We start from the raw sequence: 18,186 nt of genomic DNA, 5'->3' as shown, positions 1-18,186 counted from the left end.
CGCTCCTCTCGCATGAGTGGCCGCACCAAAGCCTTTGAAGAATGGGGGATCGGCAAGCCGCAGCAAGGATGTGGAGCGGGCTTGGCCCTTAGCTTTCGACCTGCTCGCTCCATTGCAGCCACTGCGCTTCCACGCGGGCAAGTTCGGCCTCCAAGTCATCGCGCAGCTTGCCCAGCGCCCCCAGGTTCATCCCCGCCAGCGCCTTGGGCGCCTTGGCCGGATCGGCCAGGGTGGCATCGACTTCGGCGATGCGCGCCTGCAGCTTGGCCATGTCCTTTTCGGCCTTGGAGATCTGCTTGCCCAGTTCGCGGCGCGCCTGCCACGCGGCTTGGGTGGCGGCCTTGTCGGCTTCGGCCTTGGGGCTGGCCGCCGTAGCCTTGGCCGGGGCATCGGCCTTCGGCTGGTTCCGGCCCAGGACGAAGTCGATATAGTCTTCCATGCTGCCGTCATAGGGCACGGCCGCCCCGTCATCGACCAGCACCAGACGGTCGGCCGTCATTTCCACCATATGGCGATCGTGGCTGATCAGGATCACCGCGCCCTGATAGGCATTGAGCGCCTGGACCAGCGCCTCGCGCGCGTCGACGTCGAGGTGGTTGGTCGGTTCGTCGAGGATCAGCAGGTGCGGCGCGTCGCGCGTCACCAGCGCCAGCGCCAGCCGCGCGCGCTCCCCGCCCGAAAGGCGCGAAACCTCGGTCGTCGCCTTGTCGCCGGAAAAGCCGAAGCGGCCCAGCTGTGCGCGCACGGCGGCAGGCGTCTTGCCGGTCATCGCGCGGGTCATGTGCAGCAGCGGCGTGTCGCCGCCGGCCAGTTCCTCCACCTGGTATTGCGTGAAATAGCCGATGGCGAGCTTGCCCGACGTGGTCATGCCGCCTTCCATTGCCGGCAATTGCCCGGCGAGCAGGCGCGCCAGCGTGGTCTTGCCGTTGCCGTTGCGGCCCAGGAGGGCGATGCGATCATCCGGATCGATGCGTAGGTTCAACCGCTTGAGGATCGGCGTATCGGGCACATAACCAACGGCAGCCATATCCAGCGTGATCAGCGGCGGGCGCAACTCGCTGGGGCTGGGGAAATCGAACGTCAGGCTGGGATCTTCCAGCATGGCCATCACCGGCTGCATCCGCGCCAGCATCTTGGCGCGCGATTGCGCCTGCTTGGCGGTGGAGGCACGCGCACTGTTGCGGCGGACATAGTCCTGCAGCTTGGCCCGCTGCGCGTCCTGCGAGGCCTTGGCCGCGGCGGCTTGCGCCGCGCGTTCGGCGCGCTGGCGCTCGAAACTGTCATAGCCGCCGGCATAAAGCGTGATCTTGCCGCCTTGCAGGTGAAGGATATTGTCGACCACGTTGTTGAGCAGGTCGCGCTCGTGGCTGATCACGATCAGCGTGCCGGGATAGCTGCGCAGGAAATTTTCCAGCCACAGCGTCGCTTCCAGGTCGAGGTGGTTCGATGGTTCGTCGAGCAGCAGCAGGTCGGGCTGGGAAAACAGCAGCGAGGCGAGCGCCACGCGCATTTTCCACCCGCCCGAAAAACTGTCGAGCGGCTCGGCCTGCATCGCTTCGGTAAAGCCCAGGCCGATCAGGATGCGCGCCGCGCGCGCCGGGGCGGTATAAGCGTCGATCGCGATCAGTCGCTCGTGCACGTCGGCCAACCGATCGGGATCGGTGCAGATCTCGGCTTCGTCCAGCAGGGCGGCGCGCTCGGTATCGGCGGCCAGCACGGTTTCGAACGGCGTGGCCGTGCCGGTGGGCGCTTCCTGCGCGATATAGCCCAGGCGGGCGCGGCGGGGCATGTCCACGCTGCCTTCGTCGGGCTCGATCTGCCCGATCAGCACTTTCATCAGCGTGGACTTGCCCGCGCCATTGCGGCCGATCAGCCCCACCCTTGCGCCCGTGGGCAAAGTGGCAGAGGCGCGATCGATGATGGTGCGGCCGCCAAGGCGCACGGTGATGCCGGAAATCGTGAGCATGGCCGTGCGCCTAGCGGCCCCGCGCGTTTAGAACAAGCCGCGATAGGCGCCGCCGTCCAAGGTCAGGCATTGGCCCGAGATATAGCCCGCCTGCGCCGCGCACAGGAATGCGCAGGCATCGCCGAATTCACCCGGTTGGCCGATGCGCCCGGCCGGGCCGCGTGCGCCGATGCGGGCATAGGCCTCGTCCAGGGTGATCCCATCCTCCTGCACATAGCGCTGCGCCAGGCCGGCCAGACGATCGGTGTCGAACGGGCCGGGCAGAAGGTTGTTCACCGTCACGTTGTCGGCCACGCAATCGAATTGCAGCACTTTGGCCATGGCCATCAACCCGGCGCGGGCCGAAACCGACAGGCCCATGTCGGCTTGCGGCATCAGCACCTGGGCCGAAGTGATGTTGACGATACGGCCGAACCTGCGCGTGCGCATGCCGCCCACCACGGCTTTGATCAGGGCCAGCGGGCTGAGCATGTTTGCCTGGAGCGCGGCGAGGAAATCGGCTTCTTCCAGCACGTCGAGCTTGCCGGGCCGAGGGCCGTGGTTGTTGTTGACCAGGATATCGGGATCGGGGCACGCGGCGAGCAGCGCGGCACGGCCATCGGCGGTGTTGAGATCGCCCACCACCGGCGTGACCTTCGCCCCGGTTTCCGCGTGGATGCGCGCGGCCGCCGCGTCCAGGCGGCTGGCGTCGCGCCCGTTGATCCACACTTGCGCACCTTCGCGCGCCAAGGACGTGGCACAGGCCAGGCCCAGCCCCTTTGACGAGGCGCAGACCACTGCCTTGCGCCCGGTAATGCCAAGATCCATCGTCACTTCCTTTGTCTGCGGGATTGCCTGCCGATCTATCGCAACCGGCGCAGGGAACAAGCGGGGGCGATGATGCGTTCGCACATATGCTGAAACGCCCCGTCCATGCGCCGAAATGCATGGCAAGCATTTTGGCAGCCCCGCCATTTGATTGCCACACGGTGATATTTTGCTAATCGCCAGCCGGTGCTCCGCGTGAAACCATCCAACCTTGCCGGCAGGGTGACAGCCCTTGCCCTGGCCTTCAGCTGTGCTGCCTGCGCGGTTTCGACCCCGCGCGTGGTGGAGCCTGACCTGCCGCCGGTGGAAAGCGCGCAGGCCGATGCCGCGCCATGGTGGACCGCGGCGGGCGATCCCGTGCTGGCCCAAGTGGTGGCGCAGGGGCTGGCGCATGATCCGGTGCTGGCTTGCAGCGCCTGGCACTTGCACGACGATGCCGCGCGTGCCGATGCCCGGCGGCGGCATCTGGGCGGGCGGCTGGCCGGGCTGCTCAGCAAGGAGCGCGTGGCCGACGGGCCGCCTGCTGGCGCCTATGCCCACGCTGCCTTGGTCAACACGCGCGCTGCCGCCATGGCAGAGGCCTATCTTGCCGTCCGCCTCGCGCAGGCGCGCCTCGCCGCGCGCCGGGCCGCTGTCGCCCCCTGGCAAGACAATGCCGAGATTGCCCGCTTCCGCCGCGAGGCGGGCCTCGTCTCGGCGATCGATGGCGCGCTGGGCGGCGTGATGGTCGATCTCGATGCCGATGCCGTGACGCAGGCGCAGACCGAGCTGTCGCAGGCATTGGCCCGGCTGGCGCAGGAAACCGGCCTGTCGGCAGAGGCCTTGCTCGCGTTGCTGGGCGACGGCGCGGCGGTGCCCGCCCTGGCCGACATTCCCGATGCCGCGCCGCGCCGTGCCGCCCTGTTGGCGCTGCGCCAGCAGCAGGGACAGGCCGTGGTGCAGGGCAAGGCCAGCCTGGACGAGGCGCGCGCTGCCCTGGCCAGCGCCACGGCCGCCGGCGCAGAAGAGATCGACAGTGCAACCAAGGCCCTCGCCGCCGCACAGGCCCTGGTTGCCGCCAGCGCGCGCACGCTCGCCCAGGCCGATCGCACCGTGCGCGATGCGCGTGCCGGCTATCGGGCGGGGACGGAAACCTTTGCCACGCTTTATGTTGCCGAGGCGTCGGCGCTTGCCGCGGCGGAGGCCGACGCTGCTGCCCGCAGCGGCCTTGCCCGGGCGCACGTGCGGCTGTGGGCGGCGCAGGGCCTGGGTTGGACTTCGGCCGATCTGGCGCCGGCCGCACCAGGTGAAGCACCCCCGCGATGCCCGGCGCAGCCATGACCGAGCGCGATCTCGACGATTTCCTGGGCGCCCGTCCGCGCCGGCGCCTGGCGCGCTGGGGCATGGTGCTGGCGCTGCTGGCAGCCGGCGTCGCCGCCTTGTGGCTGTTCGTGCGGTTCGTCGATGGTCCGGAATTGCCCTATTACACGGTTCCGCTCGAACGCGGTAGCCTGACCCCGGCATTGAGCGCCACGGGCACCTTGCACGCGGAAGATGAAGTGATCCTGCGCGCGCCGCAGGGCGGGGTGGTGCACAGCCTGCTCGGCCCAGGCGATGGGGTCGTCCGCGCGGGCCAGCCCATCGCGATGCTCGATACCGCCCCGTTCGAGGCCGACCTGGCCAGCGCCGAAGCCACGCGGGCTGCCGCCGAGGGCACGTTGGCCGCCGCGCAGGCCGATGTGGATGGCGCACGCGCGCGGCTGGAACGCTATGACGGGGTTTGGCGCCGTTCGGGTGGACGGGTGCCCTCGCTCAACGAAATGGATGGCGCGCGTGCCGAACTTTCGCGCACCGCCGCGGCGCTGGCCACGGCCACGGCAGCCTTGGCCAAGGCGCGCAACGATGAAGTGCTCGCCCGTCGCCGCCTGGCCGACGCCACGATCCGCGCGCCGTTCGATGGCCTGGTCGTTGCCCGCGCCGTGGCGCCGGGCCAGCTTGTCCAGCCCGGCATGCCGCTGCTTTCGCTTGCCACCGGGCTCGATCGCCTGGTCGTGACCGTGCCGTTGCCGGCCGCCGATGCACAGCGCCTGGCCCTCAATGCCCGCGCCCGCGTGCTGCTGTCGGGCATGGCAGACAAGGTGCGCACCGCGCGCCTGGTGCGGATCGATCCCACCGACGATACCCGTGGGCTTGACCGGCTGGCGGTTTTCGCGCTCGATCCCGTAACCGGTGGCGAGGGCACGCCCCTGGTGCAACTGCGCCCCGGCATGGCGGCCACGGTCGAGATCGACCTGCCCGCGCGCGAGGGCGTCCTGCTCGTTCCCAATGCGGCCTTGGGCTTTACCCCCGAAGGCGTGCCGGCGCGAAACGGGGCGATCTATGTGGTGGCCGACGACAACGAGCCGCGCCAGGTGGCGGTTGCCACCGGGGCCAGCGATGGCAAGCGCACCGAAGTGCTCGCCAGCGGGTTGGAGCCGGGCGTGCAGGTCATCATCGGGCGCCGGGCACCCGGTGCCTCGCCTTCGGCCCGGCCCGCTGCACCAGCGTCCCGGCCATGAAGCGCGAAACTATCCAGCAGAGTCAGCGTTAGGGCAGGCATGACCGATCCCACCGATTATCCCCCCATCGACTTTTCCGGGGCTCCATCGGCCAACGGCCTGTCCCGCCGCGCATTGGGTGGCATGGCGCTGGCATTGGCCGGCCTTGCCGCTTTGCCCGGCCGCGTCATGGCGCAAGGGCCCGGCAATCTTGGCCCTGCGCGGTCCTTTTCCTGGGACAGCCTGGTGGCCCGCGCCCAAGGTTCGGCGCGCCGTGCGTTCGTTCCGCGCACCGTGTCGCGTCATGCCGCCCCCACGTTCGACGATGCCGCGCGGCTGACCTATGGCGATGCACAAAGCCTGCCCGGCCATGTGCGCCTGTTTCCCACCCGGCTGGAGACCGCGCCCTTTGCGGTCGCCGTCAATGTGGTGGCAAGGGGGCAGGCGCGGGCAGTGGTCAACACCCAGGGCCTGTTCGGGGCGGCGCAGAACGTCGATCCCGCCGGTTTTCGGGTCATGTATGCCGATGGCCACGCCGATTGGCTGGCGTTCCTGGGGGCGTCCTACTTCCGCGCGGCCGGGGAAAAGGATCAGTTCGGCCTTTCCGCACGCGGCATCGCGGTGGACACTGGCACGATGCCCGGTGCCGAGGAATTTCCCGAATTCACGGAATTCTGGATCGAGGATCTCGGCAGCGAGCAGGGCACGCAGCACATGGTCATCCATGCCCTGCTCGAAGGCCCGTCGCTGACGGGGGCCTATGCGTTCGACACGCGACAGACCCAGACCGGCGTGGTGCAAGACGTCAAAGTGGCGCTCTTCCTGCGCAAGGACGTGGCGCGGCTCGGCATTGCGCCGATGACCAGCATGTTCTGCTTCGACGAAGCGACCACGATGGATCGGCGGGACTGGCGCCCCGAAGTGCACGATTCCGATGGCCTGGCGATCTGGATGGCCAATGGCGAGCGTATCTGGCGCCCGCTGGAAAACCCGCCGGAGCCGCGCACCAACACGTTTCGGGCGGACTCGGTCAAGGCCTTTGCCCTGGTGCAACGCGACCAGGTGTTCGACCATTACCAGGACGATCTCAATTTCTACGATCGGCGCCCCTCGCTCTGGGTGGAACCCCAAGGTGATTGGGGGGCAGGCGCCGTGGTACTCTATGCCTTTCCCACGATTTCCGAAACGGTGGACAATGTCGCGGCCTTCTGGCTCAGTGATCGTCCGGCCAAGGCGGGTCAACGCCAGGACTTTGCCTATCGCCTTACCTGGACCAGCCGCGATCTGGCCGCCAATGCCAATGCCCGCTGCATCAAGGTCTTCGTCGGGCCGGGCGGGGTGCCGGGCGGCGATCCCATTCCCGGCGCCACGCGCTATGTCCTCGATTTCGAAGGCGAGGCGCTGGCCGGGCTCAACCGTGGCAGTGGCGTGAGCGTGGAAGTGGACCTGCCCGCCGCGGCCGTCTTGCACAGGGCGGTGGGCCCGATCGCCGGGCGCGACAAGCAGTGGCGCGTAACGCTCGATATCAAGACGCAGGGCCTCGCCCAGCGCGAGTTTCGCCTGTTCCTCAAGCGCGGCAGCGGCGCGCTCAGCGAAACGGTGATCAAGGCCGTGCAACCATGACCGCCAGCCCGCCGTTCCGGCCCGTCGCCCCGGCGCTTCCGCCCGAAGCCCCGCTCGACATGCCGGTGCAGCGCCTGTTCGGCAATGCGCCCGCGCGGCGCGAGGTGGAAACGCGGCCCCATGGGCTGATGGTCAAGCGCTGGCTGCTGATCGCGCTGACCGCCGTTCTTGGCTTGGCGGCATCGAGCGAAGTGCGCGTGGCCTTCTCGCGCGACGGGCTCAACGCAATCGAAGTGGTGCTGCTGCTGTTCTTCGTCCCGTTGTTCAGCTGGGTGGCGTTCGGCTTTGTCAGTTCGACGATCGGTTTCGTGCAACTGATCAGCGGCGCGCATCCCGGTTTCGTCCCCGTGCCGTCACCGGCCGCCAGCCTGGCGCACCGCACGGCCGTGCTCATGCCGGTCTACAACGAAGACGTCGACGCCGTTTTCGCACGGGTAGAGGCCATGGCCTTTGCGATCGATCGTGCCGGCGGCGCGCGGTGGATCGATTTCTTCGTGCTCAGCGATTCCAGCGCCCTGCATGGCAAGCGCGAGGAAGCCGCCTGGGCCGAACTTGCCGCCCGCGCCCCGATCAACCTCTATTATCGTCGGCGCGAACAGAACATTGCCCGCAAGCCGGGCAATATTGCCGAATGGGTCCGCCGTTTCGGGGGATCGTATGAAAACATGCTGGTGCTCGACGCCGATAGCGTGATGACCGGGGCAGCCATCGTCGGGCTGGCCTCGATCATGGAAGCGCGTCCCTCGATCGGCCTGCTCCAGACCGTGCCGATGATCACCAACGCCCGCACCCTGTTCCAGCGCTGGATGCAGTTTGCCAGCGAGGCCTATGGCCCGATCGCTTCGGCCGGGCTGCTGTGGTGGAGCGGGGCCGAGGCCAACTTCTGGGGTCACAACGCGATCGTGCGCACCCGCGCCTTTGCCGAAAGCTGCGGCTTGCCCGATCTGCCCGGCAAGGCGCCGTTTGGCGGCCACATCCTCAGCCACGACATGGTCGAATCCGCGCTGTTGCGGCGGCGCGGCTGGGCCGTGCACATGGTGATGATCGGTGGCAGCTATGAAGAATATCCGCCCACCATTGTCGATCACGCGTTGCGCGATCGGCGCTGGATGCAGGGCAACCTCCAGCACTTGCGCCTGATTGGCGCCTCTGGCCTGGCTGCCACCAGCCGCCTGCACCTGCTGATCGGGGCATCGGCCTATCTCACTTCGCCAGGCTGGCTCTTGCTGATCCTGGCCACGATTGCCCAAGTGGCCATGGCCAAAGTGGGCGGGGGCGTGGAAGGCAATGTGCTGATGACGGTGCCGGCAGGCGTGCTGGCGCTCACCGTGCTGCTGCTGTTCGGGCCCAAGCTGATGGGACTGATCTGGATCCTCGCCGATGGCCAGCGCTGCGCCGCGTTTGGCGGCCCGTGGCGCGCGCTCAAGTCGGTCCTGGTCGAACTGGTGCTGTCCACGCTGTTCGCACCCGTCTCGATGGTCTTGCAGATCAAGGCGCTGCTTGGCCTGCTGCTGGGTATCCCCTCGCAATGGAACGCGCAGAACCGCGATGCGCAGGCCATTTCGCTGCGCGCCATCCTGCCGGCCATGCGCGAGCATATCCTGCTTGGTCTGGCCTTTGCCGGCACCTTGTGGCTCGATACCGTCACTGCGTTGTGGCTGCTTCCGCTCACCATCGGCCTGCTGGGCGCGCCCTGGCTGGTCAGCCTCACCTCGCGCGAGGATCTGGGCGAAGCGGCCGCGCGGCGGGGGCTGTTCCGCGTGCCGGCCCGCACCATGCGCGTGGGCCGGGCCGAAGTGCCAGATCCGGCTGGCGACGGGCCGGCTGGCAATGGTCCCGCCGGGCAGACCCTGCCGGATGGCGAATCCGCCCTTGCGCAAAAACACGGATAGGCTGCTTGGCAGGTTCTTGCCGGCGCACGGCTAAGCCGGGCAGCCGTGTTTGCTGCCAGGAGCCCGTTCGTGCCATTGGACGTCGTCAATCGTATCACGATCCGATCGTTCGTTCTGGGCAGCTTTGCCGTGCTGCTGCTGGTGGCGCTGACTGCCGTTCTGGTTCCCGTGCGGTCGGCCATCGATGCCGATCGCCATATCCAGCAGATCGAGCACGACGTGATCCCCCGTCTGGTGCAACTCGATCACATCAAGACAGCCGTGACCGGCGCGCGCCAGCACATGGCCAAGGCGCTGATCGACGGCTCGCCCGAGCGCCATAGCGCCGAAACCACCGCCACGCGCGAAGCGATCATGGAGGCCGATCGGCTGATCCAGCGCTATCGCGACACGATCCGCGAACCGCAGGAACAGGCGCTGTTCGTGCCCGTGGAGGCGGCCTGGCACGAATGGAAAGCCGCGCGCGAAGGCGTGCTGCGCCTCACCTTGCGCGATTATGCCGCGGCCGCCGCGCTTTACCAGGTCGATGCGCCGCGCGTGGGCGAAAACGTGGGCAGCGCGGTCGATGCCCTGATCCGTCACCAGCAGGGGCGCTCGATGGCCGTGGCGCGGGCAGAAGCGCATAATATCCGCCAGGCCGTCCGCCTGGCCGTGGGCCTTGGCGCGGTGATGGTGGCAGTGGCCGGCCTGATCATCGCCTGCCTGCTGCAACGCGTGATAACGCCGCTGGTGCGCCTGGCCGATGCCATGCGGGCCATGGCCCAAGGCGCGCTGGACCATGCCATTCCCGGCGCCCAGCGCAGCGATGAAATCGGCGCGATCAGCCAGGCGCTCCACGCGATCAAGCGGCTGGTGGCGCAAAAGGTGCGCGAAAAGGCCAACCAGGAACTTGCCGTGCAACGCCGCCTGGCCGAACAGGCGCGCGAGGAGGAGCGCAAGCGCGAGGTGGTGATCGATCGCATTTCCTGCGCGCTTTCGGCCATGGCCAAGGGGGATCTGGCCCAGGCCCAGCCCAATCTGCCCGCCGAATACGAGCGCATTTCCCGCGATTTCGAAACGACCATCGGCCAATGGTTGCAAGCGCAGGATGCCGTGGAATACCTCGCCTCGCACGACACGCTGACGGGCCTTGGCAATCGCAGCCTGGCGCGTCGCGTGCTCGATGAAACCTTGGCCGACGAACCGCCTTATTGCGCGCTCGTCGCGTTCGAAATCGATCGCCTGGCCACGATCAACAAGGTGTTCGGCCCGCCGGTGGGCGACGATATCCTGCGCGAGGTGGCCGATATCCTGCGCCATGTGGCCCATCCGCAGGACGTCGTGTGCCGCGTGGCCGGCAACGAATTCTGCATTATCCAGCGCATGGCCGATGGCCCGGAAGACACCCGCCGCCTGGTCGCCGCCGTGGCCGAAGCCATGGCCGCGCGCTGGGACGTGGCACGCGATCCCAGCGCCGTCGCGCTCAGCACCGGGATCGCCACTTATCCGTGCGACGGCCATTCCCCCGAAACGCTCAAGTCTGCCGTAGTCCTTGCGCTCGATCGCGCGCGCCAGTCCGGCCGTGGGCAGATCTGCTTTTTTGATTCCGCCATGGATGCCTCGGCCAGGGCCAGCCTGCGGCTGGAGGCAGACCTGACCCATGCCCTGGCGCGCCAGCAGTTTCACCTGGATTTCCAGCCGATTGTCGATCCCGCCACCCATGCCGTGCAGGGCTATGAAGCCCTGCTGCGCTGGTGCCACCCTGATCTCGGGGCGATCGCGCCGGGCGAGTTCATCCCCCTGGCCGAAGCCAGCGGTGCCATCGTGACGATCGGCGAATGGGTGCTGCAACAGGCCTGTCTTGCGGCCAGCCAGTGGTCGGGCGATGCCTTCGTCGCCGTCAACATTTCGCCGGTGCAGCTGCAGGTGCTCAATCTGCCAGACATCGTCGCCAGCACGCTGCGCCAGACCGGCCTGGCACCCGCGCGGCTGGAACTGGAAATCACCGAATCCGCACTGATTGCCAACCGCGATGGTGCCCTGGCCATCCTGGAGCAGATCCGCGCGCTGGGCGTGCATATCAGCATGGATGATTTCGGCACGGGCTATTCCTCGCTCAGCAACCTGCAAAGCTTCCCGTTCAGCAAGCTCAAGATCGACCAGAGCTTCGTCGCCCGCGCCCTGACCGACGCCAAGGCCCGCTCGATCATCCGCGCCGTCGTCGGCCTGGGGCGCAGCCTCGGTCTCCCGGTCCTGGCCGAAGGGGTGGAAACCGAAAGCCAGCGCCAATTGGTAATGGAAGAAGGCTGCGACGAAGCCCAAGGCTACCTGTTCGGCCGCGCCGCCACGCCTGGTCAGACGACGCCCGAGCAGGCCGCGCCCGAACAGGCCAAACGGGCCTGAGAAGCGGTGCGAGGGGGCGGATGCGGGGAGGCCGCGGTCCGTTTCCGCGGCCCGGCACAGGATTGGCGGTCAGTTGGTTTCCGCGAGCGCTACAGCATCTGGCCCCGCAGGAAACCGAAGCCGATCGGTTACATCATGCACGGCGTTCCAAACGCCTTCGGCCACATCGCTCTCTCGCGTGGTCAGTGCTGGCGCGGCGAAGCCTTCCATGATTGGCTTGGCGAAGTCGGCGTACTCGCCCGGGAGCAACTGGTCGAATGGAATGATGGCGTTCGCGCCGAAGTTGGTGGTTGGGGCATAGCCGGGCTCGACCAGCTTTACCGAGATACTGAAGTAGGCGAGCTCGTGGGCAAGCGAGCCCGTGAACCCTTGGATCGCCTGCTTGCTCGCGGTGTAGGCGGCTGCCAGCGGAAAAGCGCCGAGCGTGACGCTCGATGTTACATTGACGATGATGCCTGAGCGGCGCGCCCGCATCTGCGGGATGACCGCCTGGCACATCGCCATCACGCCGATCGTGTTGGTCTCGAATAGCTGGCGCACCAGCGACATTGGCGTTGCCTCAAACGCTCCGACCGCGCCGATGCCAGCATTGTTTACCAGCACATTGATGGGGCCAGCGGCGTCGATCAGCGCCGCGATGCTCGCTTCGTCGGTGACGTCGAGCGGCAGAACCCGCAAGCGGCTGGTGTCACCAGCGAAATTGGCCGCCTCGGGCCGCCGCATCGTGGCGATCACATTCCAACCCTGCGCCAGGAAATGTTCGGTGATCGCCTTGCCATAGCCTGACGAGGTTCCGGTGATGAGGACGGTCTTGGTCATGTCAGTCTCCAGTTTCGTTGACCAAGAGATAGACGAGGTGATTTGCACGATCTATAATGGGGAATCCACATTAATTTATGGATCGTCCAAGAATATGGATCCCCTCAGCGACATGGTCGCCTTGTTGCGCCCAAGCGCCGCAGTGTCGAAGCCGATCTCCGGAAAGGGGCGCTGGGCTGTTCATTACGACGCGCACGATGCGCCAGGCTTTACGATCATCCTCTCGGGCGAGGCGTGGCTGACCGTTGATGGCAAGGAGCCGCTGCGTCTGGCGGAAGGAGATTTTCTCTTGCTGCCGACCACGCCACCCTTCTCGTTGGCAAGCGGGCCTCATATTGCGGGTACACGTGTCACGCCGCGTGACGAAGCCGTCCGGCATGGCGACCCTGATGGAGCGCCCGACTTCGTGGCGTTGGGCGGGAGCTTCGCCTTCGAGCGGGTGAATGCTCCTCTCCTGCTTTCCCTTCTGCCCGAGCGTATCCACATCCCGGCCTCCGAAGGCCGTTCGACACGGTTCGGGCGTTTGATTGATTTGCTGGCTGAGGAATGCGCCACCGATTACCCCGGCAAGGCGTTGATCATTCGGCGCATGCTGGAAGCTCTGCTGGTCGAGGCGCTTCGCTGGCGCAGCCTTGGCAACGAGGCTGTCCCCGCAAGCCTGTTGAACGGGATGCAGGACCCGGCAATCGCCCAGGCGTTACAGGCGATCCATGCCGATGTCCGTGCCAACTGGACAGTGGCAGAACTCGCAAGCGTCGCGGGCATGTCGCGCTCGGCCTTCTCAGCCCGGTTCGGTGAAGTGTTGGGATGCGCCCCAATCGAGTATCTTCTGCGCTGGCGCATGGCGATCGCCAAGGACGCGCTGGCTCGCGGCAACAAGACGCTCGATCGGATCGCAGAAGAGATAGGCTATGGGTCAGCCAGCGCCTTCAGCACGGCGTTTCGCAAGCGGCTGGGCTGCCCGCCAGGCAAGTTCGCACGCGCGGCGGCTTGATCCATGGGATGGAGATAAGAAAAGGGACTGCCGAACGGTGCCGCCTGCCCAGGCGCAACTGCCCGCCGCAATATACAGCAAGGCGTTCACGACTTTGCGCATGTCCGTTTGTCCGGCGTCGGCCTCCGCGCTTGGCGGCAGCGATGAACGGCGCTGCCAAGGCCCACCCCCGGTCAGTCACATCGCTGGAATAACGCCATCCTTCATTCTATCTCTCTCAGGACGGCGTGAATCACAACGTGCTGTTATTGCTAAACAACCGTTGGGGTGGGCTCTAACAATGCCGCTTCGGCGAGCCCCGTGGGGGGCTTTGCCGAAGCAGCCTAAAGGTATTCTTTTTTAGAAGAAAAACCGCGCTGAAGCCGAGACCAGGCGGCCATAGAGCGTGCGCGCGGTAGCGACCCCGTTGAGCGGGATGGTCGTTGCGTTCACTTCCTGGATTGCCGTCGTGTTGAAGACGTTCGAGACGTTGACGCCCAGCGAGAGGCGATCAACGGGCCGATACTGTGCAAACAGACCCACAGTCGTGAACCCGGGCATTTTCAGCATATCCGAATCATCGGCATAGCTGGAGGTTTGGCCCCCCACGTTAGCCCCGACAGTGAAGCGATCGGAATCATATTGCGGTGTTAGCGTGTAGAGCAGAGTCGGTTGGCGACGCGGCGTCTTTCCGACCAATTTTATCGGGTTCGCAACCGGGAACAAGGTGTTGGAGAACGCAGGCGCATCGGCCGTGATCTCGCCACCTGTGAGCGTTGCGCTGCCGGCGAGGCTGAACGGACCGTGGTGGACAGAACCCTCGAATTCCGCACCAAAGGTACGATAGGAGCGAGACACCAGCGTTGGCGTCTTGAGGCCGAACGCATCGGGAAGATTCGGAAGGAAGGTTCCCCGCGTGGTCGCGTAGAAGCCTGTCAGATTGAGCGTGATGCCGTTGCGACGGAATTTCACACCGACCTCGCTCTGGCGCACGGAATCGTGCCCTGCATCCTTGTTCAGGAGCGCGCCGGTCCTTGCGCTGATGGCGGGCGAGAACAACAGGGCGTCGGCGCCAGCACGGCCGCCAAGACTGTGGCGGGCGAAAAGGGCGAGGGATTCAGCCATGCGATAGTTGATACCCACCGAATAGGACGCATAGCCATATCTGTAATCGACAGGCTGCGACGCGCTGGGCGAGATGAACGGGATGCCAATGGCCACACCGTTGGCAAAACCCCGTTCAGCCATGTCGAGGATACCGTTGCGATCAACATCGACATTCTGCGAGGCGTTGGCCTGAGCAATGCTGCCCGTAACCCTGCCCCGATCATAACGAACCGAGCCGCCGATCGCCACTTTGCCTTTGTGGAAGTTGAACGATCCATAAGGCGCCAGAACGTCGTAATCCACATTCACGTGGCGGTTGGGGTTTAGCGCATCGTTATACTGCAGCACGCCGTTGCGGAACATATAGGCGCCGGAAGGGTCCTGGACATTGATCAGCGCGGAATTGCCATTGCCCACGATATCCTGAATCACGACCGAGCCAAAGTATTCACGGTCAAGCTTTTGCAGCGATTTGTAGACGCCCGCCGTTGTCGTCAGGTCGCCGCCGCCAATCTGCCAAACCTTGCTGGCGCGAAAATCATTGGTGAAGTTTCGCAGGCTGTTGATTTTGGTATGCCCGATAGTGGACAATGCCACGAGCCCATTGCCGCTGACGGTGAGCGGATTGATGACATGGCCGGCATTGGGACCGGTGGCATAGGTTGCGGTGCCGCCCGGCGCGATCACGCCAAGCAACACAAAGGGAGCGTTCAGCTGTAGCTGGGGATCAACAATATCGGATTGGCCCGACATGTCCGAATAACGGAAACGCTCCGTGAAGCTCCAGCCGCCCAACCCGAACTGGATTTCGGTGCCAACGCTTTTTGCGCTGACGCGATATCCGTCCTGCGCGTTGGTCGACACGATATTGCCAAAGGCATCCACCTGATTCATGTTTGAGATATAGCGAGACATTGCCGTGTCAGTGACAGCGTTGAACTGCGGCAGGTTGCCGTAGATCGGCTTGGCGTCCGTCCCGCTTACCGTCATCGGGCCAGCAATGTAGCCGGGAAACTTGTCATCCAGAAATTTGCCGTAAAAGCGGATCGACCCACCGGCGAACTGCTTGGTTAGGTTGAACTTGATCTGGCCGCCCTGGGTTGCGTTATAACCCGTCTTGCGCGGGCCTTCGCCAGCGCGATAAAAGCCGCCGATGTGGAAACGCCAAGTATCGTTCAAGCGGGTGCCATAGTCGAAATCAGCCCGGTTGCTACCATAGTTAAGGCCCGACGACAGCTGAACTGAGCCGCCCTCGACTTCGCCCGTCTTGGAAATCAGGTTAATCACACCGCCCGGTGCGTTTGAAGCAAACGTCGATGCCGAGCCGCCGCGGATTGAATCGACCGACGCGACGTTGAGGTCCGCACGCACGAAAACATCCGGTCCCATGTTCGCGAGATCGCCGAATTCCAGCACGGGCAGGCCGTCTTCCTGAATCTGGAGATATTTCGCACCACCATTGACCAGGGGTAGGCCGCGCACAGTATAGGCATTCATGCCTTCGCCCGAGCCGCCTTCGACCCGAATGCCCGGAATGTTGCGGAAAAGATCATCGAGCGACCGGGGAGCCAGCTTTGCGATCTCATTTTCCTTGAGCGAACTGGTCGAAGTTGCGCTGTCGAGACGATCGCGCGCGCGAGCAACACCAGTTGTCACCATATCGCTGTCGTTGTCCGCGCGGCTTGCTTCCCAAGCGGTCAATGGCTTTTCATTGTCGCGGGCAAGAGCTGGCGCGCTGTGAAGCATAAGGGCTATCACGCAGATGGATGAGCAGTGATTGGCAAGATTTCTATAGTTAGTATTCATAAATCCCTCATCTTCCCGTAAGAAGGTATTTTCACCTTGTTCAGGATAGAGGCCATATTTTGCTGAAGCTTCTTTAAGATCCAGCCATTCCACGAATGGTCGATTTACTTAGACCTAAGACCGAATTACAATCCTGTTGTCAGTACGGTTATAGGTGCTGCGCCTGAGAGGAAGTGGCAGCAATTTTGTCGTAGCGGCGGGCGCCCTTACGGCTGCGCCGACCTGAGAAGACCCAGCTATTGCCGTCTTCGCGCAACGTCAGCGCGGCCTTGACGTCGCAGATGTCGCCTGCGGCGAGTATCAAGACATAGGGCGGTTGAGGACGTCGATCAGGGCATAGGCGGCGTGGACAAATTCCACAGCGCAACCATGGCGTTGTGGAATTTGTCCACGCCGCCTACGACCAGCTTGCCAACAGCTTCATCGGCATGGTCCATATCGCCACCGCCAGATACTGGCTCAAATTTGTCCACGCCGCCTAAACGGCCGTTCTGGAGGCGATCGTGGCGGAGGACTTGGCGATGGTCAAATTGGCAGTTTGTGTCCACTTGCGGACATCTAAAGCTTATGTAGGCTGCGACTATGGCACTTATTTTTGCGGCTATCCTTGCGGGGGCAACTGCTTGGCCAACGTATGCCAATGCTCGGTTCGGCTACTCGATCTGTTACCCAAGGGCTTTTAAGCCCCAGCGAGAGGCGGATAATGCTGATGGACGAAAGTTCATAGATGCGAACGGCGCTGAATATCTGGTCTTTGGGCGTTATGCGGATGGTAGGAGTTTAGCCTGTCTTATTCACCGCGGCGGGTGAGAGGGTTGGCGGGAGTGGCGTAAGCGATTGCTTTGCAGTAGGAAAATGGGTGTCTAGACCAGTCCTTCAGCGAGGCAATTTATGCCACGGACCACACCCGCCGGGAGCGATGATAGCGCACCGGGATTTTCGTTTCCAGCGGTTGGCGGCAAGAAGGTCACAACCGCGTTCGACGGTGGCCGGCTGACCTCTGACGGCGGCGTTCTGCTGCTGGCGCAGGCCGAGCGCGCGATGGGGATCTGCCGGCAGCTTGCTGCGTGCATCGCCGATCCGCGTGACCCGACGCGGGTGATCCATCGCCTCGATGACATTCTGCGTGCCCGTGTGTTCGCGATCACGTGTGGCTATGAGGACGCCGATGATCTCGATGCCCTGCGCGACGATCCGGGCTTCCGCCTGGCGCTGGGCAAGTTGCCGGGATCGGGCGCGGGGCTGGCCAGCCAACCGACGATGAGCCGCTGGGAGAATGCACCGACCACGCGTGAACTGGCCCGGATGATGGTCGCGATGATCGGCGTTTACTGTGCCAGCTATCCGGCCCCACCGGCGGCGGTGACGCTGGATATCGATGACACGTGTGATGTCGTGCACGGCTATCAGCAGCTCTCGTTCTGGAACGGACATCACGGTGAGCGCTGCTTCCTGCCGATCCATGTGTACGATACCGCGAGCGGGCGGCCGGTGGCGATGCTGCTGCGCACTGGCAAGACGCCGTCGGGTGCCGAAGGTGCCGGCCACATCCGGCGCCTGGTGCGTCATATCCGCCAGCACTGGCCCGATACCCACATCACCATCCGCGGCGATGGGCACTACGCCCGTCCCGAGATCATGGCGTTCTGCGAGGCGGCCGGGGTCGATTACGTGTTCGGCTTGCCGACCAACGCCGCGCTGCGGGCCGATCCGGCCATCGTTGCCGTCGCCGATGCCTGCGCGGTCAAGCGGGCCCAGGCCCAACATCCGGTCCTGCGCAACTATGTCGAGACCCGCTACGGCGCCAAAAGCTGGAAGAGCCAACGCCGCGTCGTCGCCCGGATTGAGGCCAGCACGCTGGGCATGGACATCCGCTATGTCGTCACCTCGCTGACAGAAGGCTCGCCCGAGCACATTTACGACACGCTCTATTGCGCGCGCGGCCAAGCCGAAAACCTGATCAAGCGCCACAAGACCCAGTTGGCCAGCGATCGCACCTCGTGCCGCTCGGCCAATGCCAACCAGATGCGCCTCATCCTGCATACCGCCGCCTACTGGCTGATGTGGCGCGTCCAGCAGGCCATCCCCAAGGCCACCTCTCTGGCCACTGCCGAGTTCGCAACGCTGCGCCTGCGGCTGCTCAAGGTCGCCGCCCGCGTCATCGAGACCGCCTCGCGCATCCGTGTCGCCTTCGCGTCAGCATGCCCCGACGCCGGCGTGTTCAAAGCCATCGCCACCAGTCTCCGGCCAGCGCCGACATAGCCAGCGCGGCTGTGCCGCACAAAGCCCGAGCCA

Annotated in this window: 11 protein-coding genes and 1 pseudogene; 7 read left to right on the top strand and 5 right to left on the bottom strand. The window is 65.1% G+C overall.

All coding sequences use genetic code 11. From position 1 onward, the window contains the following. Positions 1-88: 88 nt before the first annotated feature. Entirely contained in the window at positions 89-1,966 is a 1,878-nt protein-coding gene (locus R9J51_RS17685; protein WP_179505271.1) for an ABC-F family ATP-binding cassette domain-containing protein, read from the bottom strand. 27 nt (positions 1,967-1,993) lie between these two features. Next, complete coding sequence (locus R9J51_RS17680) at positions 1,994-2,773, bottom strand: SDR family oxidoreductase (protein WP_179505270.1); 780 nt, start codon at positions 2,771-2,773, stop codon at positions 1,994-1,996. A gap of 195 nt (positions 2,774-2,968) precedes the next feature. Between R9J51_RS17680 and R9J51_RS17675 the strand changes: the two genes are divergently transcribed. The 5 genes from R9J51_RS17675 (at position 2,969) to R9J51_RS17655 (ending at position 11,186) form a co-directional block, all read left to right on the top strand. Continuing rightward, a complete protein-coding gene (locus R9J51_RS17675; protein WP_218847382.1) occupies positions 2,969-4,093 on the top strand; it encodes a hypothetical protein in 1,125 nt (374 codons plus the stop codon). Beyond that, entirely contained in the window at positions 4,075-5,310 is a 1,236-nt protein-coding gene (locus tag R9J51_RS17670) for an efflux RND transporter periplasmic adaptor subunit (RefSeq protein ID WP_168556955.1), read from the top strand. Before R9J51_RS17675 ends, R9J51_RS17670 begins: the two co-directional genes overlap by 19 nt. A gap of 39 nt (positions 5,311-5,349) precedes the next feature. Next, positions 5,350-6,912 (top strand): glucan biosynthesis protein, encoded by a 1,563-nt coding sequence (locus R9J51_RS17665; RefSeq protein WP_432787635.1) that lies wholly within the window; start codon positions 5,350-5,352, stop codon positions 6,910-6,912. Beyond that, positions 6,909-8,804 (top strand): glucans biosynthesis glucosyltransferase MdoH, encoded by a 1,896-nt coding sequence (mdoH, locus tag R9J51_RS17660; RefSeq protein WP_179505268.1) that lies wholly within the window; start codon positions 6,909-6,911, stop codon positions 8,802-8,804. The genes R9J51_RS17665 and mdoH overlap by 4 nt, the downstream gene beginning before the upstream one ends. A gap of 69 nt (positions 8,805-8,873) precedes the next feature. After that, positions 8,874-11,186, top strand: a complete 2,313-nt coding sequence (locus tag R9J51_RS17655; protein ID WP_179505267.1) for an EAL domain-containing protein — start codon at positions 8,874-8,876, stop codon at positions 11,184-11,186. A gap of 69 nt (positions 11,187-11,255) precedes the next feature. On the opposite strand, the gene R9J51_RS17650 is transcribed toward R9J51_RS17655, so the two are convergent. Beyond that, on the bottom strand, positions 11,256-12,005 hold the full coding sequence (locus R9J51_RS17650) for an SDR family oxidoreductase (protein ID WP_179505266.1): 750 nt from the start codon (positions 12,003-12,005) through the stop codon (positions 11,256-11,258). A 94-nt stretch (positions 12,006-12,099) separates the two neighbouring features. On the opposite strand from R9J51_RS17650, the gene R9J51_RS17645 reads away from it, so the two are divergent. Further along, entirely contained in the window at positions 12,100-12,999 is a 900-nt protein-coding gene (locus R9J51_RS17645; protein ID WP_179506544.1) for an AraC family transcriptional regulator, read from the top strand. Positions 13,000-13,047: 48 nt separating this feature from the next. Here R9J51_RS17645 and R9J51_RS17640 read toward each other — a convergent pair. Both R9J51_RS17640 and R9J51_RS17635 read right to left on the bottom strand, forming a co-directional pair. After that, a pseudogene (locus R9J51_RS17640) lies at positions 13,048-13,204 on the bottom strand (transposase); the annotation flags it as partial. Between the two features lie 134 nt (positions 13,205-13,338). After that, the gene (locus tag R9J51_RS17635; RefSeq protein WP_432787634.1) at positions 13,339-15,984 is read right to left on the bottom strand and encodes a TonB-dependent receptor; all 2,646 of its coding nucleotides are present in this window, start codon (positions 15,982-15,984) and stop codon (positions 13,339-13,341) included. 798 nt (positions 15,985-16,782) lie between these two features. Here R9J51_RS17635 and R9J51_RS17630 point away from each other — a divergent pair. Next, a complete protein-coding gene (locus R9J51_RS17630) occupies positions 16,783-18,153 on the top strand; it encodes an IS1380 family transposase (RefSeq protein ID WP_066763960.1) in 1,371 nt (456 codons plus the stop codon). Positions 18,154-18,186: the final 33 nt, after the last annotated feature.

This window comes from Novosphingobium rhizosphaerae, assembly GCF_050920675.1.
Classification (GTDB): Bacteria; Pseudomonadota; Alphaproteobacteria; order Sphingomonadales; family Sphingomonadaceae; genus Novosphingobium; species Novosphingobium rhizosphaerae.
The sequence above is the reverse complement of the archived record's forward strand: the minus strand, read 5'-3'. Positions and strand labels throughout refer to the sequence as shown.